Source organism: Pontibacter cellulosilyticus (assembly GCF_014306105.1).
Lineage (GTDB): Bacteria > Bacteroidota > Bacteroidia > Cytophagales > Hymenobacteraceae > Pontibacter > Pontibacter cellulosilyticus.
The window spans coordinates 306,389-333,386 of sequence record NZ_JACRVF010000004.1; the positions used below are offsets into that span (position 1 = coordinate 306,389).

27 protein-coding genes are annotated in these 26,998 nt (G+C 44.8%); 15 read left to right on the forward strand and 12 right to left on the reverse strand.

Going from position 1 to position 26,998, the window contains the following annotated elements:
• From H8S84_RS20005 to H8S84_RS14680, 5 genes are all read right to left on the reverse strand, one after another.
• Positions 1-228 (reverse strand): IPT/TIG domain-containing protein (locus tag H8S84_RS20005; RefSeq protein ID WP_222621669.1); only part of this gene is annotated, 228 nt, incomplete at its 3' end.
• 368 nt (positions 229-596) lie between these two features.
• Complete coding sequence (locus H8S84_RS14665; RefSeq protein WP_187068109.1) at positions 597-1,292, reverse strand: metallophosphoesterase; 696 nt, start codon at positions 1,290-1,292, stop codon at positions 597-599.
• A gap of 87 nt (positions 1,293-1,379) precedes the next feature.
• The gene (locus H8S84_RS14670; RefSeq protein WP_187068110.1) at positions 1,380-1,619 is read right to left on the reverse strand and encodes a hypothetical protein; all 240 of its coding nucleotides are present in this window, start codon (positions 1,617-1,619) and stop codon (positions 1,380-1,382) included.
• A gap of 29 nt (positions 1,620-1,648) precedes the next feature.
• Positions 1,649-1,951 carry a hypothetical protein gene (locus H8S84_RS14675; RefSeq protein WP_187068111.1) on the reverse strand — a complete coding sequence of 101 codons (303 nt, stop codon included), beginning with the start codon at positions 1,949-1,951 and terminating at the stop codon, positions 1,649-1,651.
• Positions 1,952-2,036: 85 nt separating this feature from the next.
• The gene (locus H8S84_RS14680; RefSeq protein WP_187068112.1) at positions 2,037-2,906 is read right to left on the reverse strand and encodes an SDR family oxidoreductase; all 870 of its coding nucleotides are present in this window, start codon (positions 2,904-2,906) and stop codon (positions 2,037-2,039) included.
• 134 nt (positions 2,907-3,040) lie between these two features.
• Between H8S84_RS14680 and H8S84_RS14685 the strand changes: the two genes are divergently transcribed.
• The 6 genes from H8S84_RS14685 (at position 3,041) to H8S84_RS14710 (ending at position 6,741) form a co-directional block, all read left to right on the forward strand.
• Entirely contained in the window at positions 3,041-3,289 is a 249-nt protein-coding gene (locus tag H8S84_RS14685) for a 4a-hydroxytetrahydrobiopterin dehydratase (RefSeq protein WP_187068113.1), read from the forward strand.
• An 18-nt stretch (positions 3,290-3,307) separates the two neighbouring features.
• Positions 3,308-4,018 carry a 16S rRNA (cytidine(1402)-2'-O)-methyltransferase gene (gene rsmI / locus H8S84_RS14690; RefSeq protein ID WP_187068114.1) on the forward strand — a complete coding sequence of 237 codons (711 nt, stop codon included), beginning with the start codon at positions 3,308-3,310 and terminating at the stop codon, positions 4,016-4,018.
• A gap of 3 nt (positions 4,019-4,021) precedes the next feature.
• Positions 4,022-5,239 carry an Lnb N-terminal periplasmic domain-containing protein gene (locus tag H8S84_RS14695; RefSeq protein WP_187068115.1) on the forward strand — a complete coding sequence of 406 codons (1,218 nt, stop codon included), beginning with the start codon at positions 4,022-4,024 and terminating at the stop codon, positions 5,237-5,239.
• 10 nt (positions 5,240-5,249) lie between these two features.
• Positions 5,250-6,053, forward strand: a complete 804-nt coding sequence (locus H8S84_RS14700) for an inositol monophosphatase family protein (RefSeq protein ID WP_187068116.1) — start codon at positions 5,250-5,252, stop codon at positions 6,051-6,053.
• 34 nt (positions 6,054-6,087) lie between these two features.
• Complete coding sequence (locus H8S84_RS14705) at positions 6,088-6,264, forward strand: FeoB-associated Cys-rich membrane protein (protein ID WP_187068117.1); 177 nt, start codon at positions 6,088-6,090, stop codon at positions 6,262-6,264.
• Positions 6,265-6,402: 138 nt separating this feature from the next.
• Positions 6,403-6,741 carry a hypothetical protein gene (locus H8S84_RS14710; protein ID WP_187068118.1) on the forward strand — a complete coding sequence of 113 codons (339 nt, stop codon included), beginning with the start codon at positions 6,403-6,405 and terminating at the stop codon, positions 6,739-6,741.
• Between the two features lie 52 nt (positions 6,742-6,793).
• Here H8S84_RS14710 and H8S84_RS14715 read toward each other — a convergent pair whose 3' ends face one another.
• From H8S84_RS14715 to radA, 5 genes are all read right to left on the reverse strand, one after another.
• Entirely contained in the window at positions 6,794-7,735 is a 942-nt protein-coding gene (locus H8S84_RS14715; RefSeq protein ID WP_187068119.1) for a mechanosensitive ion channel family protein, read from the reverse strand.
• A 25-nt stretch (positions 7,736-7,760) separates the two neighbouring features.
• Complete coding sequence (locus tag H8S84_RS14720) at positions 7,761-8,783, reverse strand: SPASM domain-containing protein (RefSeq protein ID WP_187068120.1); 1,023 nt, start codon at positions 8,781-8,783, stop codon at positions 7,761-7,763.
• Positions 8,784-8,899: 116 nt separating this feature from the next.
• The gene (locus H8S84_RS14725) at positions 8,900-10,087 is read right to left on the reverse strand and encodes a baeRF3 domain-containing protein (protein ID WP_187068121.1); all 1,188 of its coding nucleotides are present in this window, start codon (positions 10,085-10,087) and stop codon (positions 8,900-8,902) included.
• Positions 10,088-10,291: 204 nt separating this feature from the next.
• The gene (locus H8S84_RS14730) at positions 10,292-11,713 is read right to left on the reverse strand and encodes a TlpA family protein disulfide reductase (RefSeq protein WP_187068122.1); all 1,422 of its coding nucleotides are present in this window, start codon (positions 11,711-11,713) and stop codon (positions 10,292-10,294) included.
• 204 nt (positions 11,714-11,917) lie between these two features.
• The gene (radA, locus tag H8S84_RS14735) at positions 11,918-13,297 is read right to left on the reverse strand and encodes a DNA repair protein RadA (RefSeq protein WP_187068123.1); all 1,380 of its coding nucleotides are present in this window, start codon (positions 13,295-13,297) and stop codon (positions 11,918-11,920) included.
• A gap of 255 nt (positions 13,298-13,552) precedes the next feature.
• Between radA and H8S84_RS14740 the strand changes: the two genes are divergently transcribed.
• The gene (locus tag H8S84_RS14740; protein WP_187068124.1) at positions 13,553-14,728 is read left to right on the forward strand and encodes a porin family protein; all 1,176 of its coding nucleotides are present in this window, start codon (positions 13,553-13,555) and stop codon (positions 14,726-14,728) included.
• Here H8S84_RS14740 and H8S84_RS14745 read toward each other — a convergent pair.
• Positions 14,718-17,642, reverse strand: coding sequence for a CHASE domain-containing protein (locus H8S84_RS14745; RefSeq protein WP_187068125.1), 2,925 nt, complete (start codon positions 17,640-17,642; stop codon positions 14,718-14,720). The two genes, H8S84_RS14740 and H8S84_RS14745, sit on opposite strands and share 11 nt — an antisense overlap.
• A 238-nt stretch (positions 17,643-17,880) precedes the next feature.
• On the opposite strand from H8S84_RS14745, the gene H8S84_RS14750 reads away from it, so the two are divergent.
• The 7 genes from H8S84_RS14750 to H8S84_RS14780 all read left to right on the forward strand — a co-directional run bounded on the left by H8S84_RS14750 (position 17,881) and on the right by H8S84_RS14780 (position 25,221).
• Positions 17,881-18,363 carry an Mpo1 family 2-hydroxy fatty acid dioxygenase gene (locus H8S84_RS14750; protein WP_187068126.1) on the forward strand — a complete coding sequence of 161 codons (483 nt, stop codon included), beginning with the start codon at positions 17,881-17,883 and terminating at the stop codon, positions 18,361-18,363.
• Between the two features lie 24 nt (positions 18,364-18,387).
• Positions 18,388-19,104 (forward strand): hypothetical protein, encoded by a 717-nt coding sequence (locus H8S84_RS14755; protein ID WP_187068127.1) that lies wholly within the window; start codon positions 18,388-18,390, stop codon positions 19,102-19,104.
• A gap of 265 nt (positions 19,105-19,369) precedes the next feature.
• On the forward strand, positions 19,370-20,437 hold the full coding sequence (locus H8S84_RS14760) for a hypothetical protein (RefSeq protein WP_187068128.1): 1,068 nt from the start codon (positions 19,370-19,372) through the stop codon (positions 20,435-20,437).
• Positions 20,438-20,557: 120 nt separating this feature from the next.
• Complete coding sequence (gene fumC, locus H8S84_RS14765; protein ID WP_187068129.1) at positions 20,558-21,952, forward strand: class II fumarate hydratase; 1,395 nt, start codon at positions 20,558-20,560, stop codon at positions 21,950-21,952.
• Positions 21,953-22,168: 216 nt separating this feature from the next.
• Positions 22,169-23,743 (forward strand): hypothetical protein, encoded by a 1,575-nt coding sequence (locus H8S84_RS14770; RefSeq protein WP_187068130.1) that lies wholly within the window; start codon positions 22,169-22,171, stop codon positions 23,741-23,743.
• Positions 23,744-24,110: 367 nt separating this feature from the next.
• Positions 24,111-24,533: a DUF559 domain-containing protein gene (locus tag H8S84_RS14775; protein WP_262890238.1), complete on the forward strand. Its 423-nt coding sequence runs from the start codon at positions 24,111-24,113 to the stop codon at positions 24,531-24,533.
• A gap of 184 nt (positions 24,534-24,717) precedes the next feature.
• Entirely contained in the window at positions 24,718-25,221 is a 504-nt protein-coding gene (locus tag H8S84_RS14780; protein WP_187068132.1) for a YkgJ family cysteine cluster protein, read from the forward strand.
• Positions 25,222-25,313: 92 nt separating this feature from the next.
• Here H8S84_RS14780 and H8S84_RS14785 read toward each other — a convergent pair whose 3' ends face one another.
• Positions 25,314-26,054: an SDR family oxidoreductase gene (locus H8S84_RS14785; RefSeq protein ID WP_187068133.1), complete on the reverse strand. Its 741-nt coding sequence runs from the start codon at positions 26,052-26,054 to the stop codon at positions 25,314-25,316.
• Positions 26,055-26,179: 125 nt separating this feature from the next.
• On the opposite strand from H8S84_RS14785, the gene H8S84_RS14790 reads away from it, so the two are divergent.
• Positions 26,180-26,998, forward strand: coding sequence for an AraC family transcriptional regulator (locus H8S84_RS14790; protein WP_187068134.1), 819 nt, complete (start codon positions 26,180-26,182; stop codon positions 26,996-26,998).

The following is a 26,998-nucleotide window of genomic DNA, read 5'->3' on the forward strand; positions in this document are numbered from 1 at the left end:
GGCGCCTATCCAGGCGTTGCCAAGGTTCACGTGGGTGGCCGCGCTCAGGCCCGTGCCCTTGATCGTCACTGTCGTCCCCACAGGCCCGCCTGCAAGGGGAGAGAAAGAATCCATGACGGGGGCTGTCTGCGCCTGAACCTTGGTTAATGAACCTAGAACGATTAAAAAATTCAGCAGCAGCATTACAAGAACTTTGCCTTTACGAGAGTGAGCGTAAATTTGTGCCATAGCCGTTTTTATAGTAAAAATGTATCTTATTTCGGGATCTTTGTATAATGCTCACAAAATAAGATATTTTTTATTTGATTTCAGCAACTTTAAATAAAATATTTCGTAAACGGCCTCTGCTAAGTATAAAAATGTGTAAAGCATATATATAAATATCTATATGCATTTAATACTAGTTTTCCTTTAAATCTCTCTATAAATGGCTTTTTGAGAAATACTATTTTAAAAAAGGCGCCTTTAAGAAGTTCAACACCAAGGTATCTTATAAAAAAAATTTCTTATTAGATTGCGATGCATTTTACCATTAAACGTAATGGTTAATAATCAACCCATTAGACCATCTTCTACCTTATAATGCCGCTGCAAAGCTAACTTTTCCGAGCCACCTTATAAGGCCTGTCTATGTTATGCTGGATAAACAATTCCTGAGAATCAAGGTCAAGTGCAACAAGATTACCGAAGGCAGCATTTCTGTAGTATACACACCCTGCGTCCAAGTTAATTCTGCTTTCTTGATGAGAAGTTGCTTTTTTTATATTATGTAAAGGTGTAGGTGTATGCCCGTGTAGCAGACGCTTATTATTTATCTTTGACCAATCTACTTTATAATTGCGAATGTTCAACATGGCATCTGTGTCCTTGAAGATATCTGACTGATGAAAGTCAAAGCCTGCGTGTACTAAAAAATAGTCTGGCAACTCATGGTAGAATGGGAGGGAGTGTATAAATCTCACATACTTATCTTGCAATTGCTCAAAGTGATCAATAGCAAAACTTTGCAGGGTTAACTTTTTTTCTGTAGCGGTTAAGTTCAGGGCTTTCTCACCTTTCTTAGAGCCTTGCAAAAGCATTTGATCATGATTACCTCGCAGGCATAGCACTTGGTAATGCTGTTTTTGAAGGTGAATAATAAAATCAATCACACCTTTGCTATCAGGCCCTTTATTTACTAGATCACCTAAAATATACAGCTCATCTGTCTTGGTTAACTTGAGCTGTTTCAAAACCATTGCTTTAAATGTTTGGGAGCAACCGTGTATATCCGTTAGCGCGTATCGGGCCATGGTGTTAGGCGATGTATAGGCAAATATAAAAAAAAATAGCACCCGATTTAATGGGTGCTATTCTTTGTACGTAAGCGTTAGGTAATCTTAATTATACTTATTGTTATCTATCTCTGGTTTGTTCGTATTTCTGTTGGGGTTATTTTTCATAACGTTTTCCCCAGCTGCTTTGTCCGGACCAGTAGTATGTTTTTTCTTCAGGTCCTGGTGCTCTGCACGTGTCTGGCCCGGATCTACTGGTTTTGCACCGGCATTTTTATCCTGGCCTTTTCCTGTTGGTCTTCCTTTGTTCTCAGAGCTTGGTTGTGTGTGCTTATAAGATGGCATGATATTCCTCCTTTAATTAAATGTTATACTTATGTTCCGCGACCTTCATCTTCAGTACGCATGTTATCAGGCGGTGGCGTTCCGTCGTCGGCATAGTCATTTACACCTGTTGCAGACGGCCCTTCTGAAGCTGTGTCGCTGCCAAATCCCTCTTTACCGTCGCGGTTACCGAAGCCACCACGCTGATGCTCGTTTTTTGGCGGATCTGCTCCGGGTATAATGTGCCCGGCTCTCATTTCTTCCTCGCTAGTATCATCTTCTATGATGCGTATTGGCCGCTTATTAGGTCCTTGGCCTTGCAGCCTTGTTTCGTTGCTTTTATTTTCAGCCATAATGCTTCTGTTTTAATTTACTGCCTTTTCAGGCGTTAACTGTACTTGTTTTACTCTTTTTAGCACACTATGGTTTAACTCTTTTCTAAGCCCCAACCTGTTCGCCACCATTCACATGTATCACCTGGCCCGTAATATAAGACCCATCTTCTGAGGCTAAAAGGACATAGGCAGGAGCAACTTCTGAGGGCTGCCCCGGACGTTTAAGCGGCACGTTACTGCCAAACTCCTTTACCTTTTTCGCATCGAAAGAGGCGGGAATAAGCGGCGTCCAGATGGGGCCAGGGGCAACAGCATTTACGCGTATTTTTTGCTCTGCCAAGTTCTGAGCTAGTGATCTAGTAAAGGATGTAATGGCACCTTTAGTGGAGGCATAGTCCATGAGGTGATGGCTACCGCGATAGGAGGTAACAGAGGTAGTGTTTACAATGCAGCTGCCTTCTTTTAGGTGCTCCAGTGCGGCCTTCGTCATATAAAACATGCTGAAGATATTAGTCTCAAACGTCTTCTTCAGTTGCTCTTTTTTTATGTCTTTCAGGTCCTGCTGCTCGTGCTGCTCTGCCGCATTGTTCACAAGTATGTCTAGCTTGCCAAGTTCTTTTACTGTTTGCGTTACTGCTTTCTTACAAAAGGCTTCATCACCTATGTCACCGGAGATCGTTACGCATTTGCGGCCTTCTTTTTCGATTAGTTGCTTGGTATCATCAGCATCTTTCTTTTCATCCAAGTATACGATGGCTATATCTGCGCCTTCACGGGCGAAATGAACTGCAACGGCACGTCCAATTCCACTGTCACCTCCTGTTATCAGGGCTACCTTACCTTTCAATTTGGCGCTGCCTTGGTAACCTTCACGGATGTACTCCGGCTGTGGCGTCATTTTATATTCATCCCCGGGCTGGTCTTTCTGCTCCTGCGGCGGTACCGATTTAGGTTTTTTACTCATAGTTTTCATAGCTTTATAGTATAATTACTGCCTTAGCCTATACGCCTGTTTTTCTGGATGCGTTGTTACAGGAAAGTCAAAGTATAAGTGCTGCACAGTGAGGCTGCCAATGAAGTAAAACAGATTTTATACTAGTATAAATTATGTGGAGAGAAGAAGACAACAAGCTAAAGCGCACCTTAGAGTTTAAGGACTTTAAAGCAGCAATGGCATTTATGAACCAGGTAGCCGATGTGGCTGAAGAGATAAACCACCACCCGTGGTGGAGCAACGTGTATAACAAAATTGAAATTGAGCTAACAACTCACGATGCCGGCAACACCGTAACTGAGAAAGACTATGAGTTAGCCCAAAAAATTGATCAGATCTACGACAACACAAAAAATAGTTGATTGTAGTATCTTTGAAGTATGCAGGAACCTGAGAAAACTAATTTATACTTGGTGCCAACGCCTATTGGCAACCTGGAGGATATTACATTAAGGGCTATTCGTGTGCTGAAGGAGGTAGACGTTATACTTGCCGAGGACACGCGCACCAGTGGAAAACTGTTGCAGCATTTGGGTATTGAAAAACGCATGCACAGCCACCATCTTCACAACGAGCACAAAGCCACAGCACATTTAATCGATCGCCTGAAAGCAGGGGAGGTAATGGCCTTGATATCGGATGCTGGTACACCGGGCATTTCAGACCCTGGTTTTTTCTTAGTGCGTGAATGTCTGAAAAATGACCTAAAGGTAGAGTGTTTACCGGGTGCCACTGCTTTCGTTCCTGCACTGGTTAAGTCTGGCTTTAGCACCGACAGGTTTACGTTTGAGGGGTTTCTGCCCATAAAGAAGGGACGCCAGACACGCCTGCAGAGCCTGGCTTCCGAAGAAAGAACTATGATCTTTTATGAATCGCCGCACCGCCTTCTGAAGACGCTGACGCAATTTAAAGAGTACTTTGGAGGAGATCGCATGGCCTCTGTTTCACGTGAAATCTCCAAAATGTTTGAAGAAACTATAAATGGCACCCTCGATGAGCTTGTCGAAATTTTCACCACCAAAGCCATTAAAGGGGAGTTTGTACTAGTAGTAGCAGGAGAGAAGTCAGGCAAAGCAACAAGTGCCGAATAACATATGAAAAATTATCTAAAGAAAATAAGCCTGCTATTCCTGCTGGCGTGCTTTACAGTACAGGCAAGGGCTCAGTTTGAGGGAGTACAGATAACTCCGGATGCAAAGATAAGCCTGATTACCTGCTCCAGCGGCGATGATCTGTATGCCGTGTTCGGCCATAGCGCCGTGCGGGTGCAGGACCCAACGCTCGGCATGGATGTGATTTTCAATTATGGCACCTTCGACTTTAACGAGCCTAATTTCTACCTCAAGTTTGCCAGAGGAAAACTAAACTACAAATTGTCGGCAGCGCATTTTAGCGACTTTGTATACAGCTACGCCCAAGACAACCGCTCCGTATTTGAGCAGGAACTGAACCTTACGCCTGAGCAGAAGCAGAAGTACTGGCTTTTTTTAACAAACAATTACTTGCCAGCAAACCGCTTTTATCTTTACGATTTCTTCTTCGACAATTGCGCCACCCGCATCCGCGACGGACTGGAAGCTACTTTCCCGGACCAGATAAAGTATAACATCGATCATCTGGACAAAGACTACAGCTTTAGAAACCTAATTGATTTATACTTGCCACCGCAGCCATGGGGAGATTTTGGAATTGACATTGCCTTAGGAGCTAGAATTGATAAAGAGGCTACTCCGTATGAGTACATGTTCCTGCCGGATTACCTATCGCAAGGCTTTGCCAATGCCACCATTGAGCAAAACGGGCAGGCAGTGCAGTTAACTGGCAAGCCTGTGACAGTGTTTGTGCAGCAGCCGCCAGCCGAGCAACCATTTTCACTATTTATCCCAACCATACTTTGCTGGATTCTTTTTGTAGTGGTAGCTGCAGTAACGCTGCTTAATCTGAAGAATAACCGCCGCTCCCGCACATTAGACTTTATACTTTTCTTCGCAGCTGGATTGCTGGGTATTGTAATGCTGCTGCTATGGTTTGCTACAGACCACCAGGCAACCGCTTATAACTTTAACCTGCTGTGGGCCATACCTACACACGCTATAGCTGCAATTTATATTGGCAGAAAAGTAGTACCGGCCTGGGCAGCTAAGTATATGGCCATAACCGGGCTGATAACCGGTATACTTACCATCTCTTGGTGGCTGTTACCCCAAGAGCCTCATGCTGCCTTTATACCACTGGGACTAACCTTGTTCCTGCGTGCCGAGTATATTGCATGGTTTGAGAAAAAGAAAGAATTAGTAGCTGCCAAAGTATAACCCACCAACTATGAACCTGAACCAGCTAAGCCAGAACCTGAACATACTTGCCCGTAGCGTAGGCGCTTTTTTGAAGCACGAATGCGAGAACTTTGACGTTTCCAAAGTTGAGATGAAAGGTTTTAACAATCTGGTATCGTATGTAGATAAGGAGGCAGAAGAGCAACTAGTAAAAGGCTTGAGAACACTGCTGCCAGAGGCCGGCTTTATAACGGAAGAGGAAACAGATAATACGAAAGGCGACCGCTACAACTGGGTGGTAGACCCGCTAGACGGCACCACCAATTTTACCCATGGCTTGCCCGCTTACTCTGTTAGCGTGGGCCTAATGGACGGCGATGAAGTGGTGCTGGGCGTAGTATATGAACCTAATCGCGATGAATGCTTCTGGGCCTATAAAGGAGGAGGCGCTTTCTGTAATGATAAGCAAATAAACGTATCGGAGGCGCCGGCACTTAAAGATTCACTTATTGCAACCGGTTTCCCATACTACGACTTTGGCCTCACACAGCAGTACCTGCAGGTGCTGGGCAGCTTTATGGGTAGATCGCACGGTGTGCGTCGGCTGGGTTCTGCCGCCCTTGACTTAGCGTATGTAGCAATAGGCAGGTTTGAAGGCTTTTTTGAGTACAACCTGAATGCATGGGATGTAGCCGGAGGGGCCATTATAGTGCGGGAAGCAGGTGGTAAGGTGTCTAAGTTTTCTGAAGGCGGTGACTATATTTTTGGTCGTGAGATTGTAGCCAGCAACAGCCGCATCCATCAGGAAATGCTCGATACAATTGCCGAACATTGGAAAGGCACCGATGCTTAAACTTTTTATACTTTTGTGTAGTTGATAGTAGCGTATGGTACAGGAACTCATCATCCTTCTCGTTTTTATAGCTGCGGCTTTGTACATGGGCCGTATGTTGTATCGCAGCTTTGCGGCTAAGAGCGGCTGCGCCAAAAGCTGTGGCGCCTGCTCTACCATCGACTTCAAAAAGATCCAGAAAGACCTCGAAAAATCAGTGAATCGCCAGTAATGGTGAACGAGTTATAGTCAATTCTCACAAATACTCTTCATCAGCCGTTATTCATTAATAATCACAATACCCGTATCTAAACTTTGTTTTTGCGTATAGTTCTATACTTACGGATAGAACATAAACCATTGTAATGCTATGCAAGATAAAGTTGAAGAAAGATCCCTTGTAAACGTACTAAACCGACTACGCAAAGACGGCTACAAGTATGATTTTAAAGTTTCCGGCGACGGCAGACTTTGCACTATGGAAGAAAAAGACATGTTTGGGCCAGAGCAAGTGCGCATCGTAGATTTCTATAGATTTGAAGGAGAAAGCGATCCGGACGATATGTCTATACTTTACGCGCTGGAGACCACTACCGGCCTTAAAGGAACGTTATCTAACTCCTACGGCCCCTATGCCGATGAAGGCGTAGACAACTTTCTGAAGCAGGTAGAAGACCTTGGAAAAAACCTCGATAAAAAAGACAAGTAACAACAGAGAGGGCCGATGCGATATCGGCCCTCTCTGTTGTTATAAATACTTACTATCCTTTATTGCTTTCTTGCTGCTGGCTTTCTGAACCAGCGCCATTTATACTTTTTATACTTTGCAGTTCATCACTTAACCTGTCGCCGCCTTTTATTGCGAAATCCAGCGTACGAATAGGGAATGGAATAACAATATTGTTTGCATCAAACGCCTTTTTGATGCGGATGATGGCGTCGCTTTTCGCTCCTACATAATCTACCTGGCGGCTGTAGCTTACCCAGAAACGTGCTTTAAAATTGATCGAGCTATCCCCGAAGGCATCGTACATCACTTCAATGTCGCGGTTTTTTACGCGGTTTTTTACATTCTCCAGCGCATCGATTACTATCGTCTGTACACGCTCCAGATCCTCTGCATAGGACACACCGACCTCCACATCCACTCGCCGGGTGCCATGAAACGAGAGGTTCGTGACCGGGTTTTCGAACACCATTTTGTTGGGCAGCTTTACCAACTCTCCGGTTGGCTTCCGGATATCCACAGTGCGTAGCGTAATGCGCTCAATCACCCCAAAATATTCATTTGTCTCGATCATATCACCTACACCGAATGGCTTTTGCACGGCAATGATGACACCTGATATAAAATTGGCGGCAATATCCTGAAAGGCAAAACCTAAAGCCAAACCCAAGATACCCACACCGGCTAAAAGGGAGATTACAACTTTATCTAGCTTGAGCACCCAAAGCACAACAAAGAATCCGAGCAAAAGCAACGAAAGGTAAAGCAGGGTAGAGATAAGGTTGTTTAGAGCATTACTATGGGAAAAGCGGCTGATAACATTATCCAGGCCGTTGCGGATCATCCTGGCAATGTAAAAAGTAAGGATGAGCAGGATAATAGCTACAAAGATGTTCGGTAGCAGCAATATTACCTGATTTCCCCAAACCTGAAGTTTATCGAGCAGCAGCTCCAGGGCATTGTTGATGTCTTTCATACGATAAGCTGATGTTGCATTTATCTCAGGCCCATACTTTGGTACCCTCGGTGCAGTTTCTGCACATTTCTATTTCGGAGCGTGAGCCTAACAGCGTTTGCCTGAAGCTGCCATACTTTGGCCCGCGCCATACTTGCCTAAAACTATTGCTCTTCAGGTCGCCTAACCTGTATTCTGCATCCTTATCAAAGCAGCAGGGCACTACCAGTCCGTCCCAAGTTATCACGCACGAGTGCCACATTTTCCAGCAGTGGTTCAGCAGTTTATTTTTGATAACATAGCTGCCATCGCCGTTGTTTTTGTACCTGGAGTAATAATCTATGGTAGGTATAAGCGGTGAGCCTAGTTCGTAGTCATAGATTTGTGCCGTTTTAAATACGACTTCGTCTACGCCAAGTTCCTGCGCCAGTTGCTGTACGTCCTGTAGCTGGTGCTCGTTTGGCTTCACCACCAAAAACTGGAACATCACGTGCGGAGTTTTAGATTTCAGTTCTTTTTTCCACTTCAGCACGTTTCGGGCTCCTTCCAGCACTTTATCCAGCTTTCCGCCAATACGATAAGCAGCGTAAGTTTCCTGCGTGGTACCGTCAATAGATACGATCAACCGGTCCAAGCCGGATTCCACTGTTTTGCGGGCAGTATCGTCATCTAAATAGTGGGCATTAGTAGAAGTAGCCGTGTAAATGCCTTTGCCAGAGGCATACTTTACCAACTCCAGAAAACTTTTGTGCAGGTACGGCTCGCCCTGAAAATAAAAAATGAGGTAAAGCAACCGTTTGTGCAGCTGGTCTATGGTGCTTTTAAAGAGTTCATCCTGCAGCATACCGGTGGGCCGGGTAAAAGAGCGTAAGCCGCTAGGGCACTCGGGGCAGCGCAGGTTGCAGGAGGTGGTGGGCTCCAGTGATATACTCAATGGGTAGCCCCAGTGCACTGCCTTGCCTGTTACTTTAGCAACTATATAGCTGCTTATTACCTGTAGCGCATTAAATGCCCGTAGCGGAGTAAGCTTAGATAAAAAGTTAAACCCGTCGGTCAGGTGCAGCTTCATGTGGTTGTTTGGCTAAAAGTATAGCACAGTAGAAAAATTACAAAACAAAGGAGCAGCCGGTGTGGCTGCTCCTCTAAGTTATGGTTTCTGGCTTTAAGTGCCAAAACTGATTGATTTTAGTACCTGAACAACGCCTTTACATTACCTTGGCTTTCACTTACCTCGTTAAGGCCGTTGTAACTGTTTACAAACACTTTACCACCCTGGGCAATAGTTTTGATAGCCGCCAGGTTTACAAGGTCGTGGTCGCCGCGCTGGTACTCGTTGTGCACAACTGCTGTTGCACTTGCCGCATCATAGCTGCCCCAAACAGGCTCACTTGGAGAGATGAACAAGGTATCAACGCGTCCATGCACTGCCTCTGCGGCCACGGTGGCAATGTCTTCGGATGTTACTCCGGTGCCAGCCACGTTCTGGTAGCGGTTAAGCGAGTCGGTGTGGCTCTGCTGCATGATAGGCTTCACTACTTTTAGCGCTTTCTCGTGCAGGGCCTGCATATTGAATACATCGCTGTTCTCGTTTATGTTAATGTTCTGCGGCACAATGTTTTTATACTTGCTGTGGCTCTTATAAAGGCTGCAGTAGTGATCTACGCCGGCAAGCACCAGTGGCTCGTGCGAATCGTGCAGTATTTTCTGCAGACTGTTGTCTATCTCTATCACAAACTCCCGCACACGCTCATGCTCCTCGTCGCCTTTCGTTGACCCCGGGCCATGCACAATGTTTGAGCCGTTAACAGTTGTGGTAGAGTGGGTAAAATCCTGGTCGTTTCCTTTTACATCAAACTTAAGGGCTTTGCTCATCGTCTCAGGCACAAAAGAACTTACATCAATTGACCTGATCTTGTCAATAGTCGCCTCATAAAAGCCCACCTTTTCGCGGTATAGGCAAAGTATAAAGAAGCGGCCATTTTGGCTAAGTATAGGTAGTATAGGTGTAATGTAAAACTGGTCCAGCACATACACTACATCCGGCATCTCGATGGGCAGTGTGTAATGCTGCGCAAAGCCTTTTGTGATAAAAACGGCAAGGCCTTCAGACTGGTGGCGCCAGAAGTTTGTATCGTTTAGCAGCACTTCGGCTGGCTTCATGTATTCCTCTATTTCGGCTTCTGGTACGTCGTGCCTGGCCAGCAGGGCTCTGGCTTCTTTTACTTTATTTTTAAATAAAATATTGTCTTGGCCATTAAGGGTTTGCTGACCAGCGCGATGGGTAGGTATGAAGATAGAAATGCACAGTGCATTTTTTGTATTGTTCTGCACGTTCAGCAGTTTCTCAATGTCATTTTTATTAATCAATGCCATAGTTTATTTTAGTTTAGTATAAGATCTAACTTGATGTCGTTTCTTTATTTCCGGTGTAATAAAGGGTAGAAATTAAGTACGCATCTATAGTATGAACGGTTATTGAGCGGCAAAAGATGACTTTATACTTTCAAAAGCGGATATAAAAAAGCCGTCTGGCACATTTTAGCACCAGGCGGCTTTTATGGGAGCATCTGCAAAAGATTACTTAGCCGATGCCTGCCCCTCGTTTATATGCTTTAAGATATCGTTGGCGGTTTCTCTGTCTGTGGGTCTGCGCGGTTTTATACTTATAAAGTTTCCCTCTTCGTCAATCATGAAGTAAGCCGGAATGTCCTTCAGATTGTAGCGCTTCACCAGTTCAGCATCCATGCCTTTTAAGTATAGATGCACACCCTGTAGCTTTCTTCCTGTTACCGTGATTTTCCATTTAGCTTCATCTTCATCCAAACCTACGTTTAAGAATACCACATTCTTGCCTTTTAGCTGCTCGGTAAGCTGCTGCATGTTCGGCATCTCTACCATGCAAAGTCCACAGATGGTGCTCCAGAAGTTAAGGTATACCAGCTTTCCTTTAAAATCGCTCAGCGAAACTGCCGCACCGTTTACATCCTTCAACTGAAAATCCGGTGCGGGGCTGCCGATGGCGAACTCCTTGTTCTCGTTGTAAAGCTTTGTAAAGTATGCCTCCAACTCAGGGTTTTTATTGATCGATTTAAAGTCCTGCAGCATTTCGGTTGTGTACTTCAGATGCCCCTGTTGTATAGACTGCTTTAGTATATCTGCCTGTGCTACTGCTTTAACCTGCCCCTGCAATTTTTCAACGATAGAAGAGTAAGCCGTTTTAAAGTAAGCTTTGTCGCTTTCCTTTAGGCCAGCCTCGTTTGCATTATACTTGGCGTAGTTGCGCAGGAAGGTAGTAAACGTGTAGCTAAGCAGGTTTTCCTGGCTTTGCAGGTCCAGCTCTTTCAGGAAAGTATAAAACTCTGCCGAAGGCTTCTGTAACCTTGTGGTCATAAGTACATTTTCGCGCAGGCTATGGTAAGTGATCTTATCATTTGCGTAACCGAAGTTGATCTCGGCCAAGGCAAACTTTCTAAACTTATCCGATACCGGGCTTTTGGTTGTATACTTCTCCAGGTTTTTTAGCTGGTCTTTTTTGCGGTAATCCAGGAAGGCTGTAAACTCCTTTTCAGTTAGTTTGATATTGTCGGGCATTACCTGATATTCTTCCACCTCCTCGAAACGGCGCGTATACTGCACCAGGTAATTGTTCTCGTTGGCACCTTTGCCCTCGAACTTTAGCGTCTTCAGAAACTTATCACCGTTAAAAGCCAGGTTTAGCTCATAACCGGGCTCCAGGTAAACTGGCACCACTTCTTCGCCGTGCAGCAGTTCTGCTACAATGGCCCCGTTTACCGGCACTTCTAACCTGAAGCTTCCACCTTTTAGCTGTACAGCCGTCTGTACCTCTTCCGGTATTAGCGGGTTAGGAGTGGTGGCAACTACAATTTCGTCTGATAATGGGTTAGAGATCTTACCCGTGATAATGGCTTTGCCCTGCGCAAAAACAGCTTGTACCTGCAGCAAAAGCGCCAGCGCCAGGAGTATTGGTTTGTGTTTCATAAAAAGGTATAGGAAAGGTTAATACAGTTGCAGCAGCATCCGGTATCAGTTATACTTTAACCTGTTGTTTACCAGTTGGCTTTGGCTGCTGCTGCACACATAGCATCACCAACAGCTTTATCAAAGTATAAAATTCCGGAAGGCGTGCAATTTCTGCAAAATGTCAGAATCTGCAAACTATACCTTTGCTAAACACAAAATACCTTAGCCAAACAGGCTGCTGAACACATCTTCTAATCTGCCAAACGGATGAATGTTGATGGAGAACTTGCTAAAGTCAACGCCCTTCTTGTTATACTTGGAGATGTAGATGTCTTTGAAGCCTAGCTTTTCGGCCTCGCTGATACGGTTCTCAACGCGGTTTACAGCACGTATCTCGCCACCCAAACCCACCTCTGCGGCAAAGCATGAAGTGCTTGGTATAGCCATATCCTCGAAAGAAGAAAGTATAGAGGCACACACAGCTAAGTCCAAGGCAGGGTCTTCTACTTTTAAGCCGCCGGCAATGTTCAGGAACACGTCCTGGGTGCCTAGCTTGTAGCCGCCTCGCTTTTCAAGTACAGCCAGCAGCATGTTCAGGCGCTTGGCATCGAAACCGGTGCTGGTACGCTGCGGCGTGCCGTACGTGGCAGGACTAACCAGGCTCTGCACTTCTATCAGCAACGGCCTGTTGCCTTCCAGCGTGGCACCTATACTTATGCCGCTAAAAGCATCCTCACGCTGCGAGATCAATATCTCAGATGGGTTACTTACCTCACGCAAGCCAGAGCCCAGCATCTCGTAAATGCCCAGTTCAGAAGTAGAGCCAAAGCGGTTTTTAGTGGTGCGAAGTATACGGTAGGTCATGTGGCGGTCGCCTTCAAAAGTTAGCACCGTATCTACCATGTGCTCCAGTATCTTAGGACCAGCCAGATTGCCTTCTTTTGTAATGTGCCCGATTAGAAAAACAGGCGTACCGCTCTCTTTGGCAAACTTCAGCAGTTCGGCAGTACATTCGCGTACTTGGCTCACGCTACCGGCACCCGCTTCTATAAAAGAGGAATGGAGGGTTTGGATAGAGTCTATTACCAGCACCTGCGGGCGCAGCTGCTCTATCTGTTTGAAAATGTTCTGCGTGCCAGTCTCGGTAAGTATAAAGCAGTCGGAGGTCTGGGCCATTAAACGTTCTGCTCGCATTTTTATCTGCTGTTCGCTTTCCTCGCCGCTTACATACAATACCCGCAGCCCGCTCAGGCTAAGAGCAATCTGCAGCATCAGCGTAGACTTACCAATACCTGGCTCTCCGCCAATCAAAACCATAGAGCCCGGCACAATGCCACCGCCCAGCACACGGTTCAGCTCTTGGTCCTGCGTCATGATGCGGTGCTGCTCCTGGTAACTGATATCTGCAATTGGCTTTGGTTTGTTTGATACTTGTGCCGAACTGCTGCCTACTTTCCAAACGCTGGTTGGGGTGATTTCTTCACGCTGGACTACCTCCTCTACATAGGTGTTCCATTCGCCGCAGGCAGAGCATTTGCCTATCCATTTAGCTGATTGGGCGCCACAGTTCTGGCAGAAGTAGGATGTTTTTATTTTGGCCATTTAATTTAGTTGTTCGTGTTTTTGATGTTCGTTGCCAGACAAATTAACCAGCCTATTGGAACAAAATTCAGCAGCAGAAGAATCAGTTTTTTCAGCTAATTTATCCAATTAATTTTATGATTTTTTCTTTTGCTGCATACCTTAAAGTTACATATTTCGAATTGATATAGCTTAAATTTTCTTCTTAGCTGATACACTGCAGTCTTATGTACATAAAATCTATATATTTATATTTATAACGTTTATTTAATTTACATGAAACAAACTTTACACACTGCCATACTTATTTTTGCTTTGATACTTACAGGCGTTGCTGCTCAAGCTCAGAAAAGCATACCGAATGCCTACATTGTTACTGCCGCCTCAGATACACTTAGAGGACAGTTAATAAGAGAGAGTGCTACAAAAACGGTTACATCTATACAGTTTGGAGAGCCTGGCAATTTTCGCACTTACCAGGCCGCAGATATAAAAGGCTATGGCGTAGAAGACAGCATCCGATTCGAATCAAAAGAAGTGACAGTCGGCAGCGCGGACAAGACGGTTTTCCTGAGGTTAGTTGTTGATGGACCTGTTAAGCTTTATAGTGGCAGTGGCATAGAAGAAGGGGTAGAGTTTTATTTACAGAAGCCCAATTCTCCAGTTATTCAGCTTTATAAAGCCTATTATAAGGGAACTGTTTCTTCAGTTGCCAGTGACTGTGACATTCTTCAAAGCTCTTATCAGGGTTCACTTAATAATCTACCAAGATATACTGCTTTAAGCCTTGCTGATTTTGTGCAGAAGTATAGCGCATGTAAGTACATTGGACAGGAAAGCAAGGTATACCTTAATCAATCGAAAATTAGTATATCCTATGGTTTCAGAGCATTACTTTCAAGCTCTAATTTACAGCTCGACTCTGATTTATCTGATGTTAGTGATAGCTTTAACAGAGACAATAAACTTTTTGGAGGCATATTCCTGAACATTCACATGGCAGGGAAAAGATTATCTGTTCAGCCAGAAATTTTATATACCCAATATAATTTTGAAAGTGTGTACGAATACCAGCACCCGATTGCTCTTGACTACAAAAATACATTTACTTACAAGACCACGCAGTTGCAGGTGCCTCTTCTGCTTAAGTATACTTTTAGAGCGAATAGGATACAACCAATTGTGAATGCTGGACCAAGTATAAGCTTTCTCCTATCTAATAATATAAAGAAAACCACCACTTATGAAACAGGGCAGGTAAATGCCAAGGATTATAATGATGCTAACCGGTCAGTGGGATACTTAGGAGGCGCAGGTTTGCAGTATTCCTTAAGCGATAAAAAGGCTCTAATTCTGGAGCTACGCTATAGCAAAGATTTCTACAACAACGAAAATGACGACATGAGAGCTATAATAAGTAATTACCAAGTATCTGCCGCTATTACGCTTTAATGATAGCGGCAGAAATAGGCTCCTGCTTAAAATATACTTTAAACGTAGTACCCTTGCCCAGATCGCTGTCTACTTCTATGCGGCCGCCGTTGTTCTCAATAATGCGCTTCACAATGTACAACCCGATGCCGGTGCCCTCTACGTGGCTGTGCAGGCGCTTAAACATCGTAAACAGTTTATGCTGCTGCTCTTTGCGTATGCCCAAGCCGTTGTCCTGTACTTCCAGCACCACAAAGCCGTTTTGCTGATAGGTCTTGACATTGATCTTAGGTTTGCGGTCCGGCGATTTATACTTGATGGCATTGGAAACAAGGTTATAAAGTATACTTCGCAGGTTTTTGCGTGCATATAACAGGTCCTTTACCTGCAGGTCTGTGTTTATTTCGGCATCAGAGGCCTTTATTAAACCTTCTATATCAACCGTTACATCTTGCAAGGCTGCCTCAAAAGAGAGCGGCTCCACTGCTGAATCCAGTTCTTTCTGTACTTTGGTTATCTCTGCCAGGTCGGCGATGGTTCCTTTTAGTTTATTGATGGAGCCTTGTACCATGTCCAGCACCTGCAGGTCGCTTTCGTCCAGCTTTTCCTGTAGTTCTTCGCGCAGCAAGGCAGCCAGCCCCTCCATGTTCGCAATCGGTGACTTTAGGTCATGAGAGGCAGTATATACAAAGTTATCCAGGTCGTTGTTGATGCGCTGAAGCTCTTTGTTTTTGTGGCTTAGCTCGTCGTTGGTTAGCAGGAGTGCCTGCCGTGCTTTAACAAGCTCGGTTACCTCAACGGCAAACACCAGCACGGCCTCTATTTTATTGTTCGCATCGATGAGCGGCTGGTAAACCAGGTTAAAGTACGCGTTATGCTTGCCTCGGCTGTCTTCTATGGTTGCAGCCACTTCGTTACCGATAAAAGGCTTACCTGAGTTAAATACTTCCTCTATCCTTTTAAAGAAGCCTTCCCCCTCTAGCTCTGTATGCGCCTCAAAGATAGTTTTGCCTACCAATGGTCGGTTGCCATACAGCCTGCGGTACTGCGAGTTGGCCAGCACATACTGGTAATCGGGGGCACGCACCAAGCCTACCACGGCAGGCACCTCCAGGAACAACTTCTGCAACAGCTCGGCATTCTGCTTCACTTTACGCTCTGCCTCCTTCATCTCGGTAATATCAATCACAGAGCCTATAAAGCCCAGGAATTCACCATTAGCCCCGAAACGCGGCGTATCGGTAAGTACCACCCAACGGTACACTCCATCAAAGCGGCGCATCCTAAACTCCACTCTAAAGGCTGTACGCGTTTCCAGGCCTTTCTCAAATTTATGGCTGATGCTCTTCACATCGTCCGGGTGCGCCACGTCTCTCCAGGTAATGCTCATGGTGTCTTCAAAGCTCAGGCCGGTAAAGTCCATCCACTGCTTGTTCACATACCGGAACTTGCCTTCGGCATCGCGCACCTTGATTATTACAGGAGCACTGTCAGCCATCGTTCTGAAGCGTGCCTCACTTTCAAGTATAGCGCGCTGGGCACGTTTTTCTTCTGTAATATCGCGCACCTCAATAATCGTATAGCTTACGCTACCGCCTTCTATAATAGGCTGTACTGCACAAGCAACGTCGAAGTAAGAACCGTTTTTCCTGATAAATACATCTTCGTGGTTGCGCAGCTGCTTCTTTTCGGTTAAGGCCACTCTTATAGAGCATTCGTTAACCGGAAGCGGTGTGCCGTCGGGGCGTTTGTAGTGAATAACATCGTGCAATGTTTTATCCTGCATCTCCTCCAGCTTATATCCCGTCATTTCCTCAGCAGCCGGGTTCATGAAAGTGCAGTAACCCTCCGTATCTATGATAAACAAGGCTGCAGTAGCGTTGTCGGTAATGGTTTGCTTCAGACGGTTAGAGCGGCGGGTGTTAGACAGCGACCAAATAATGAAGAACATCAAAAGACTGATGATGCCTCCGCCTAAAAGTATGAATTTTGGCAGCTCTGTATCGGCTGACCGTCCAAACTCAGGTTTAGCCGTTACATAAATGCGCCAAGTGTTATTAGCTATGCTCAGTGTATTTAGTTTGCTAAAGCGCCTGTCGCCTTCCGCATTATAATAGAGGGTGGTATCGGTACCAAAAAGCAATGATTCCTTGCTCAGGCTGGTGCCGTCGTAAACTTCAATGTCTATATCCTTGTAATCATTGCCTAAGATAGAGGTGAATACATCTTTTGCACGGTAGGGGCTATACACAAAGCCTTTTATGTTTTTCTGCCTTTCTTTTATAGACTCCGGGCTTCCTGCTCCTCTGTAAATTGGCAAGTAAATCAGGAATCCGGACTGTTCGTCTCTTCCGTTTTCCTGCACCAGGCGTACCTTGCCCGACATCGTTGGCTGTTTAGTATCGCGTGCTATGCGCATTGCCGACTGGCGCGTGGGCTCGCTGTACATATCAAACCCAAAGGCACGAAGGTTTCTGCCAGCAAAGGGCTCTAAATAAATAATGGAAGTATAGCTAAACCGCTTGCCCTCCGGGTAAACTTTGTAGTCCGGGTATCCTTCTGCGCGTATCTTTTGCTCGTGGGCTGCCAGATTTTCAGGTTGTATAAAATAGGCGTAGCCAAGGCCTTGTATACCCGGGTAATTCTTCTCCAGGTCTAAGGTTTCGTAGTATTGGCGCCATGCACGGCGCTCCACAGTATCGGAAGAGATAAACAATGCCTTTGCACCAAGCAGTATCTGGATATGATCCTGCATACGCCTATGGATGTCCTGGGTAGCCTGGTCTGCTCTAACGCTAAAGAGTTTCTCGCTACGATCTTCTGCCTTACGCTTGGTTTCAAAGTAAATAAAAAGGGTAAGCAGGAAAATTAGCAGGAAAGAGAAAATGGCGATAAAGTAATCTTTTACGAACAGTACCAGCTTGGTGGCTTTCATAAGTATAAATTAAGTGCTCTGGAGCAGATTCAGTATAAAAAAAGAATTTCCAGACAATAAAGATTCATTAGAGAGGAAAAATTCCCCTGGTCACAAAATTAAAAAATCGGCGGTTCTGGTAGCGTTTTCTTTACCTCCTAAACCAACAAAAGATACAATTTAGAGCGGAAAACTTAAGCAATTTAGCTAAAAATAAGTATATTTCTCCTTGTACATCACCTCTAATTTAAAGAGAAGAATGAAATCAATGCAGCAGTGGTTTAATGAGTATGGGCAAAGCCATCAGAACCACACAAACAAACTGATCCATTGGATCTGTGTGCCACTAATCTTCTTCAGTATTATAGGTTTGCTGGCAAGTATACCGAGCGGTGCACTCAAGGCCCCGTTTCCGGCACCAATACAGCCATACATTCATTTCGGGACGATAGTTATACTTCTTGGTCTGCTTTTTTACCTGCGGCTATCATTCACTATGTTTCTGGGCATGGCTATGGTATGCTTGCTTATGCTTTGGGCAGTAAAAATAGTAGATGCCGCCACTGACACACCTCTGTGGCTGATATGTTTGGCTGTGTTTGTTGTAGCCTGGATAGGGCAGTTCTACGGGCATAAGGTAGAGGGCAAGAAACCGTCTTTCCTGAAGGATCTGCAGTTCCTACTGATCGGGCCGGCCTGGCTGCTTGGCTTTATTTATCGGAAATTGAGCATCCCGTATTAACTTTGCGGGACCAAATGATTATTTATGCTTGAGATCCTCAAAATTTTACTCTTAGCTTTTTTCGCTGTTGCTGTTCTTTTGCCTGTGGTACGCTACATGCTGCGCACCATATCTCCGGCTAAAAACGTTGGCACACTGGCTGCAGACGAAATAAAGTACATTCAGAAGCAGGACCTGAAACTAACTATTGCCTATTTCTTTTTTGCCTGCGTGCTGGCTGTGTTTTTTGCGGGTACCCTATCTCTTATATCAAGTATAGTACACTCTTCCGGAGAGCAGTTATACTTGCTTACCCCTAACTTTTCTGCCATGTTCGCGCCGGGGCTTCTGCTTGGTTTGGTAGTGGCCTTGTTGCCGCTCCGCCTAATACAGAACACATTGCTAGGCCATGATACAGAATTATACAAAACGTACATACAACGCACTGAAGGCGAGAGTTCGATGGGCAAATACAGGATTATCTTCCTGTTGTTGCTAGTGTTTGCAGGTGTAGTTGCTTGGTATAGCCTGCGCTGGCATGTAGTTATAGACAAAAACAAGGTGGAGGTAAATAACCTGCTGGGAGAAGAGCGATCTTATAGCATGCAGGAAATCAAAACAATACATTACCTCGGGGAAGAAGGAAAGTATGTTGTTACCTTCAACGACAATACCAACATCAATACCACTTACCTAAAACCTGTAAACCTTGAGATGATAGCCCTGTTGTCGCAGCAGTCGGGGCATCGTGTGATCAGGTAAGTGTGTAGCTTTCGTTTTATAGCTGCTTCTTAAGTTTTTCTGCTTTACTTTATAGTCGGCTGTATTTCTCAGTCTTACTTGCTGTACCGTTTAATCTCTTGTGTTGGTGAGCTTAAGTGACGCCTGCGAAATTTCCCCGCTTTAGACAAGGAGGGGAAAGGGGTAGTTGGAGTCTGCACTGTAAACCAATTGGATACCGCAACATTCTGCTCCCTACAAATCTAATTATCAGCTATCTTTGCGCGATTTTCTACAGATCATAACCATGAAGTATAAATTATTGATGCTGATGCTGCTGGTGCAGCTAACAGCAATGGCGCAGAAAAGCATACAAGTTGCCGACTTAAAAATTACAGCACCTGCTTCCATCGCTAATCCGCAAAGTATAAAGCCACAAGATGGAGTGTACCACTACGGATTTCAGCAAGGCGATGCAATTGTGGTAAACGTAGAGCCGGAGAAAGCAGAACAGCCTCTGAACCTGGAGGTGCAGGAGTATACTTCGGGCTCAACTGTTTTCTCTGTTAAGAACCAAAAGAAGATAAAGAACCTGCGCCTGCCGGCTCCACGCAAAATTGCTTACCGGTTTATACTTACCTCAGCCAACGGAAAGCCTGTACCGGCACAACTAAGTATAAAACGCACCCCAGCCAACGAAGAAAGTCGCTACTTTAATCCAAACATCACCTGGAAAACTAAATCCGATACCACCTGGACTACTGTAACCGAGAAAGTTGCCGTAAAAGGGGACCTGGTGCCAGTTACACTCGTTGATAAAACATTTCGGGTAGCCTCTAAAACGAACCTAAACCCTAGCCGCGTGGCTGTTCCATTTAAGTTACCAGCCAACACTGTACATTGGGTTTACTGGATAGGAGTGGGGCAAGAGTCTGTGGAGCAGCTCAAGAACATGACAAGTATGGCCAGTAAAGGAGCTGCTACACTTGCCTCAACTGTTAGCCCTGTGGCTGCTTTTGGCCTAGGCCTGATCCCGAGCCTGCCGCAGGTAAATGCCTCCGGCAACATCGACTACTATTTTATGAATAAGCAATCTGCGGATAAGTTTGTAGCCGATCCTGACTCTGACTGGAAACATTATACTTTTGCGCAGGGCACAGGCATCATCTCCGACTATAAATTGGTACAACTCTCCGAAACTCCAAAGGCTACAGACAACACGCTGCATGCCGTTTTCAGAAACAGCAACACAGTAACCGGCCTCGACATTACTCTTAAAATAGTGGCTTTTGAGCAGGAGAAAAAGTATGTGAGCAAGCAGGTACGCAAACCGCTAAAGGTGGAACTTACATATATTCCTGCCTTCGGAGAGTAAGTACTGTGAGTGAGAATTGAGAAACAGAGTATAACTAGAGACTCAGAACTCGACACTCTAAACTCTTTTTTGTAGTTTTACCGCAGTTAAACGGATCCTTTAAACCAAACATAAATCGATATGCAAGTTCGCGTAGAGAAAGACACGATGGGCCCGATTGAGGTGCCTGCAGACAAATACTGGGGTGCTCAGACACAGCGCTCTAAAGAAAACTTTACCATCGGTGGCCAGCTGATGCCGACAGAAGTAGTGGAAGCTTTTGCTATACTTAAGAAATCTGCTGCACAGGCTAATGCTCAGCTTGGTGTATTGGCGCAGGATAAAGCTGATATCATCTCTAAAGTTTGTGACGAGATACTTGAAGGCAAGCTGGCTGATCAGTTTCCGCTGGTAGTATGGCAGACAGGCTCGGGCACGCAGTCTAACATGAACGTGAACGAAGTGGTTGCCAACCGTGCGCACGTATTGTTAGGTGGCGATTTACTGGATGAGAAAAAGAAAATCCACCCGAACGACGACGTAAACAAGTCGCAGTCTTCTAACGACACATTCCCGACGGCAATGCACATTGCTGCTTACAAAAAAGTAGTAGAGCACACGTTGCCATTGGTTAAGAAACTACGCGACACGTTTAACAGCAAAGCTGAAGCTTATATGGACGTAGTGAAGATCGGACGTACGCACCTAATGGATGCTACACCGCTTACACTGGGCCAGGAGCTTTCGGGTTACGTAGCCCAGCTGGACTACGGCATGAAGGCGCTTCGCAACACACTGCCACACCTGAGCACATTGGCTCTTGGCGGTTCTGCGGTAGGTACAGGCCTTAACACGCCATCTGGTTACGATGTACTGGTTGCAGAGAAGATCTCTCAGTTCGCTGGTCACGATTTCATTACAGCTCCTAACAAATTCGAGGCACTTGCTGCACACGATGCTATAGTTGAGACATCTGGCGCGCTTAAGCAACTGGCTGTATCGCTGATGAAGATCGCCAACGATATCCGTTTACTGGCTTCTGGCCCACGTTCTGGTATCGCTGAGATCCTTATCCCGGAGAACGAGCCGGGTTCATCTATCATGCCGGGTAAAGTAAACCCAACACAGGCGGAGGCCATGACAATGGTTTGCGCCCAGGTAATCGGTAATGACGTAGCTATCTCTGTTGGTGGTATGAACGGCCATTTCGAGCTGAACGTGTTTAAGCCGGTGATGATCTACAACCTGCTGATGAGCGCCCAGCTGATCGGTGATGCCTGCGACTCGTTCGACAAGCATTGCGCGGTAGGTATCGAGCCAAACACAGCCCGCATCAAAGAGAACCTGGAGAACTCGCTGATGCTGGTAACGGCCCTTAACCCACACATCGGTTACGACAACGCCGCCAAGATCGCGAAGAAAGCACATAAAGAAGGCACAACCCTTCGCCAAGCAGCCATCGCCCTTGACCTGCTAACAAACGAGCAGTACGACGAGTGGGTGAAGCCAGAAGATATGATCGGCAGCTTGAAATAGTAAGATTATACTTTAACAGATAAAGGAAAAGCAGCTCCGGAAGGGGCTGCTTTTTTTTATGCACTCGCTATTACTAAAGCTTCTTTGAAAAGCGAACAATTGGCATCTGCTAAAAATATTGCCTCAATGTAATATTAAATATATAGATCCTCTATATTGGCTTAATTTTTGCAAAGCCGAAATATCTACTATCTACAAAATAAAACTATCGAATCCATGTTTATCAACATCAACAAGCTAAAAGCAGTAAACATTCTGCTTAGCACCATCTTGTTCTACTTTACCGTTACTTCCTCTCTTGCACAAGGCACTGTTTTAGTACACGAATTTAAGCTCTTAAATGAATCTCCTGAGTCACTGCCCGAACACGGCAGATTCCTTACAGACAGCACTTTTATGAAACCAGTGTTGGAGGTGCTTGAAAGGGGAATACGCTCAAAAGTAGGAAACCTACCTATTGATTATTACTCTGGCAGGCAGATCGACCTGCTTAGTCCGTCCATAAACCCATATATGGACTCCAAAACCCAGTTTAAAGATTATTTTGCTAAGCAAAAGGCGTATTACTCCCGCTTTAAAAAAGAGAATCGAAAAAACCACCAGTATTTAGTTACTGTGCATGCAGAGTTTCTAAAGCCTAATGTTTGGGAGAGCCAGGAAAATGTAAAGTTCAAGCTCAAAGTAAAAATTAAGGAGAATGGTAAGGGGAAAGTGTTTAAGGAGCGGGAGAGCTATAGTTACATTGTTAAAACTCCTGACCTGCTTATGAATGAATTAGGCAGCCAGTCTCTCGCAATTTACCAGAACTTCGCCCTCAACAAAGAGGAAATACAGAAAGCCTACCTTGATGGATTAGAGCAGATCTTCTTCGATAAAGCAGCTCAAAAGACTCAGTTGGTAAATAGATCAATTTACGAAGGCTACAATGATTTTATAGAGCAGGCTGAGCGTAAGTATAGCTTAGTAGTACCTGCTACGTACGGCTACTCCACTCTAAGCAATGTAAAGTATAGATTTCTTGGTATTCCGGTAATGGCGGGCAAATCCAAGCATTCTGCTGTACTTGCCGGAGAGCTGTCTGAGTCTAGAAAAGGCTTTATTCAAATGAAAGAAAACAGGCTTAGCGGCATAACAGATTTAGATATCGTGAGCCCGCTGGGCACTGGTTATCGCCAGCTTGACAGAAACTTTACCCTTAGCTCCGAACTCTTCCCTTCGCCTTACAGAACTTATACTTTAAGAGGATCTATTCAGGATGCTTACGCTTTGGGAATAAGAGTAGGAGATCCCTTCAATAATTCATTCAGGCTGGATCTTTATGATGAAGGAAAAATGTTGAAATCTAATATGCTGGTTCACAATTTAGGAGTTAGCAGATACGATGAAGGGTCAGAAGCGTCCGCGTCATCTTTAAATCTTGGCCTGGTTAGCCGTACCAAAACCACAGGAGCAAAGAGCCTGCACAAGATACTTCGCAACCATGGCCGCATCTACACACCCTATATTAAGACAGAAGGAGAAATGCTCGGGAAGTCCTTCTCACTTATCACAAACCCTTTGTGCCTGAATAATGTGGAAATGTACTACGGCGATGAAATGGTTGGCCTGATCACCCACTCCAAACCAACCAAGAAGCAGCTAAAGAAGGAGAAGAACTTTATCCCTCATATGCTTTACCTGAAAGCTGGTCTCACCCCCGAGGAAGAAGCACTCATTCTGCAAAACTTCCAGCTAATGAGAGTAGGTTACGCCATGAACAATTTGCAGAGAGGCAGAAGCAGAAGCAACTAAAGAACCACAAGGATTAGCATCCAAGCATCTAAAGACCCTACAATAAGTTTATACTTTTGTAGATAAAGGAAAAGCAGCTCTGGAAGGGGCTGCTTTTTTGTTTGTATCTGATGTAAAAGAAAGTATATTCATAAATTAATCATAGCATAATCTAAATGAGTGGGTACAAAGATTATATTCGCAAAGGAAGACTCAAAAACGGCTTTTATGAGTTAGATAAAATTACTGATAAATGGGGCTACATCAGACAAGGATATATGGAGAGAATCCCTCTTATTATGGCTGCGTCTGAGACCAATTTAAAGACATGTGTCAGTTCAAACTTTATTGATTGGAGTATAGTTTTTTCTCCAATTGAATATGATGCTTGGATCTCGATTCAGAATTATGGCTTACCTCTTTATCCTCAGTTTCCCCTTTCAATTACTTTATAGATTTTGCAAACCCATACTTGAGAATAGGTTTAGAATTAGATGGAGAGCAATTTCATGAGCCAGAAAAGGATAAGCTAAGAGATCAGATGTTAGCCGATTTTGGATGGAAGATTTTTAGAATTAAAGGCAAAGAGTGTTACAAGGAATTTAAAACTCTATCAGATTTGGATGAAGAAGATGAATCAAGTAAGTATAGAGAGATACAGAACTGGCTTTGTAATACTTGTGATGGAGTAATAAAATCTATTGAAACTATTTATTTTGATGACAGAGCTGATACACCAAATGAGTATTATCAGTTGGCTTTAAGAAGCTTAAATAATCATAAACTCGCTAATTTTGAATTATTTGATTAGCTTCTTACGCCGCTAGTGCTAGTTTATAGCTCTTACTCCTTTTATCATAAAAGATTAGCACAAGCTGCAAACTCACACCAACAGATTTAGCTAAAAGGCAAAGTCTTCCGTTTATACAATTACTAGCTGCAATTTAAGCTACCTTTGAAACAGCACATAAAAGAAGTGCTTAAATTCAGTAAGTATGGTTGATTCAACAAATATCTGTTTGGCTTGTGGTTTGTGTTGTACTGGCACCTTGATTGGCTTTGTACAGCTCAATAGTGAAGAGTTGCCTGCGGTAAGAGAACTAATGGATATTGAAGAGGCAACTAGTGATGGGGTTATTATTCAGCCCTGTAACAGCTATTGTGATGGCTGCACTATCTACTCGGATAGGCCGAAACAATGTGCCAGCTATGATTGCGAACTTCTAAAATCCTTTGATCGGAAAGAACTGGATTATACTTCGGCTGTCTCAATAGTTGATGTAGTTAAACAAAAAAAGAGTGCTATTGAAGAAAAGTTAGCGCTATTACAGATTCCGCTACAGTCCCAGTCATTTTACTTTAAGATGTCCGAGCTGAAAAACCTTTATCTGAAAAACGAGCATGAGTTATCATCAACACCAGACTTCGAAGATCTGATAGCTGATATTAAGCAGCTAGATAGTCTGCTGTCAGAGAAATTTGGTGTTACAGTATTTTAATTGACTGAATATAAAACTGACATAGTCACTTTTGTAGCGAATAGTCAAAAACGCAGGCTCATACCAAATCCTTCTTACCCTAAGCCAAACTCCTACTGCTTACCGGCCGGCTTCAGCAAAATCTCATTCACGTTAGCGCGGTTGGGCAAAGTGAGCGCGTAAAGTATGGAATCAGCGATATCCTCCGGCTCTAACTTCGACTCGCCGTTGTCCCAGTCCATGTCGTTTAATAGCTCTTTGTCTGTGATAGATTCTCGCAAATCTGTGTCTACGGTACCCGGCTCAACAGACGTGATGCGGATGTTATAGTCCGGGGAGAGCTCCATGCGCAGCCCTTCGGAGAGCGCAATGATGGCAGCCTTGGTAGCTCCGTACACAGCACCGCCGCGGTACATCACGCGCCCATCGATAGAAGCCATGTTCACAATATGCCCGCTCTTGTTTTGGATCATGGTTGGCAGCACCGCATAAACAGCCTTGAGTATACCTTTCAGGTTTACGTCTACCATTTTTTCCCATTCTTCCAGGTGGCGGTTTTTCATGTAGGAGAGGGGCATCAGTCCGGCGCTGTTTACCAGTATGTCAATCGTGCCATACTTGTCCAGAGCTATTTGGGCCATAGCCTCTACCTGCTTCAGGTCTGTTACATCGGTTTCAGCTATGGTGGCCTCGCCGCCTTTACTTTCTATTTCCTGCTTTACTTCTTTCAGATCATCAGCATGGCGGGCTGCGAGTACAACTTTAGCGCCTGCTTCGGCTAAGACCTTGGCTGTGGCTTTGCCTATACCTTGCGATGCCCCGGTTACGATGGCTACTTTATCTTTCAGCTTCATAGTTTAGTTAGTTTCATAAAGCTTTTTATACTTGTAGCCAGAGAAGGGGGTTATCACAGAACCACAAGATCTGCACATTTTATTCGCCTGTGCCTGTTTATCTTTGTCATAAATAATTTAAGGCCATGTTAAACGCTGTACTTGCTTACATCAATAGCCACCTGGACGAGAACATCTCGCTGGAAGAACTGGCACAGGTAACGGGCTACTCGCCCTACCACCTGCACCGCAAGCTGAAAGAGGAGCTGCAGGAGCCGATTGGCAGTTTCATCCTAAAACAACGGATGCAAACAGCTGCTTACCTGCTTTGCCTGACAACGCTTCCTATTTACGAGGTTGGTTTGCTGGTAGGCTATGAGAACGACAGCGCCTTTAGCAGGGCCTTCAAAAGCACCATGGGCACTACCCCCAGAACTTTCCGGAAGCAGCAGGATGTGCACAGTAAGGACTTGCAGCAGGCACAGTATGTATCGCTTAAGTGTGAAGTAGTACACTTGCCGGAGCAGCAGGCCATTGTTTTCCCCAGCATCGGCAACTACTTCTCAAAAGACATTTACAAAGTATGGGATAAGGTAAACAGCTTTATCCAGAGCGAAGGCTTAACACCCGATGACTTCACTTATGTAGGTGTGCTGCACGACTGCCAGAACGTGAACCTGGAAAGCATGTGCCGGTATGATGCGGCCATAGTTTGTAAAAAGGAGACGAAGCTAAACGTAAACAAGCACTTTATCACGACACTCCCCGGCGGTAAGTTTGCCAAATATAAGTTTTGTTGCCCGGTGGCAGAGTATGCCAGCATTGGTATGCTCATTAACAGCCATTTGCAGCACGAGGCACAACTGCAGCATAGCTATGGTATTTCATACTTCCGGTTCCAGGCGCTACCAACCTACAATACTGCTGATAACTTATTTATAGAGTGGTTTATTCCGATTAACTAA

What these genes read in the sequence shown, in the direction of transcription:
- H8S84_RS14745 (WP_187068125.1), bottom strand. Translation starts at nt 17,642, where the DNA reads ATGAAAGCCACCAAGCTGGTACTGTTCGTAAAAGATTACTTTATCGCC.
- H8S84_RS14760 (WP_187068128.1), top strand. Translation starts at nt 19,370, where the DNA reads ATGAAGTATAAATTATTGATGCTGATGCTGCTGGTGCAGCTAACAGCA.
- H8S84_RS14705 (WP_187068117.1), top strand. Translation starts at nt 6,088, where the DNA reads ATGGTACAGGAACTCATCATCCTTCTCGTTTTTATAGCTGCGGCTTTG.
- H8S84_RS14755 (WP_187068127.1), top strand. Translation starts at nt 18,388, where the DNA reads ATGCTTGAGATCCTCAAAATTTTACTCTTAGCTTTTTTCGCTGTTGCT.
- H8S84_RS14770 (WP_187068130.1), top strand. Translation starts at nt 22,169, where the DNA reads ATGTTTATCAACATCAACAAGCTAAAAGCAGTAAACATTCTGCTTAGC.
- H8S84_RS14675 (WP_187068111.1), bottom strand. Translation starts at nt 1,951, where the DNA reads ATGGCTGAAAATAAAAGCAACGAAACAAGGCTGCAAGGCCAAGGACCT.
- H8S84_RS14665 (WP_187068109.1), bottom strand. Translation starts at nt 1,292, where the DNA reads ATGGCCCGATACGCGCTAACGGATATACACGGTTGCTCCCAAACATTT.
- H8S84_RS14700 (WP_187068116.1), top strand. Translation starts at nt 5,250, where the DNA reads ATGAACCTGAACCAGCTAAGCCAGAACCTGAACATACTTGCCCGTAGC.
- H8S84_RS14740 (WP_187068124.1), top strand. Translation starts at nt 13,553, where the DNA reads ATGAAACAAACTTTACACACTGCCATACTTATTTTTGCTTTGATACTT.
- H8S84_RS14720 (WP_187068120.1), bottom strand. Translation starts at nt 8,783, where the DNA reads ATGAAGCTGCACCTGACCGACGGGTTTAACTTTTTATCTAAGCTTACT.
- H8S84_RS14715 (WP_187068119.1), bottom strand. Translation starts at nt 7,735, where the DNA reads ATGAAAGACATCAACAATGCCCTGGAGCTGCTGCTCGATAAACTTCAG.
- H8S84_RS14730 (WP_187068122.1), bottom strand. Translation starts at nt 11,713, where the DNA reads ATGAAACACAAACCAATACTCCTGGCGCTGGCGCTTTTGCTGCAGGTA.
- H8S84_RS14670 (WP_187068110.1), bottom strand. Translation starts at nt 1,619, where the DNA reads ATGCCATCTTATAAGCACACACAACCAAGCTCTGAGAACAAAGGAAGA.
- H8S84_RS14725 (WP_187068121.1), bottom strand. Translation starts at nt 10,087, where the DNA reads ATGGCATTGATTAATAAAAATGACATTGAGAAACTGCTGAACGTGCAG.
- fumC (WP_187068129.1), top strand. Translation starts at nt 20,558, where the DNA reads ATGCAAGTTCGCGTAGAGAAAGACACGATGGGCCCGATTGAGGTGCCT.
- radA (WP_187068123.1), bottom strand. Translation starts at nt 13,297, where the DNA reads ATGGCCAAAATAAAAACATCCTACTTCTGCCAGAACTGTGGCGCCCAA.
- rsmI (WP_187068114.1), top strand. Translation starts at nt 3,308, where the DNA reads ATGCAGGAACCTGAGAAAACTAATTTATACTTGGTGCCAACGCCTATT.
- H8S84_RS14680 (WP_187068112.1), bottom strand. Translation starts at nt 2,906, where the DNA reads ATGAAAACTATGAGTAAAAAACCTAAATCGGTACCGCCGCAGGAGCAG.
- H8S84_RS14685 (WP_187068113.1), top strand. Translation starts at nt 3,041, where the DNA reads ATGTGGAGAGAAGAAGACAACAAGCTAAAGCGCACCTTAGAGTTTAAG.
- H8S84_RS14710 (WP_187068118.1), top strand. Translation starts at nt 6,403, where the DNA reads ATGCAAGATAAAGTTGAAGAAAGATCCCTTGTAAACGTACTAAACCGA.
- H8S84_RS14695 (WP_187068115.1), top strand. Translation starts at nt 4,022, where the DNA reads ATGAAAAATTATCTAAAGAAAATAAGCCTGCTATTCCTGCTGGCGTGC.
- H8S84_RS14750 (WP_187068126.1), top strand. Translation starts at nt 17,881, where the DNA reads ATGAAATCAATGCAGCAGTGGTTTAATGAGTATGGGCAAAGCCATCAG.
- H8S84_RS14780 (WP_187068132.1), top strand. Translation starts at nt 24,718, where the DNA reads ATGGTTGATTCAACAAATATCTGTTTGGCTTGTGGTTTGTGTTGTACT.
- H8S84_RS14790 (WP_187068134.1), top strand. Translation starts at nt 26,180, where the DNA reads ATGTTAAACGCTGTACTTGCTTACATCAATAGCCACCTGGACGAGAAC.
- H8S84_RS14785 (WP_187068133.1), bottom strand. Translation starts at nt 26,054, where the DNA reads ATGAAGCTGAAAGATAAAGTAGCCATCGTAACCGGGGCATCGCAAGGT.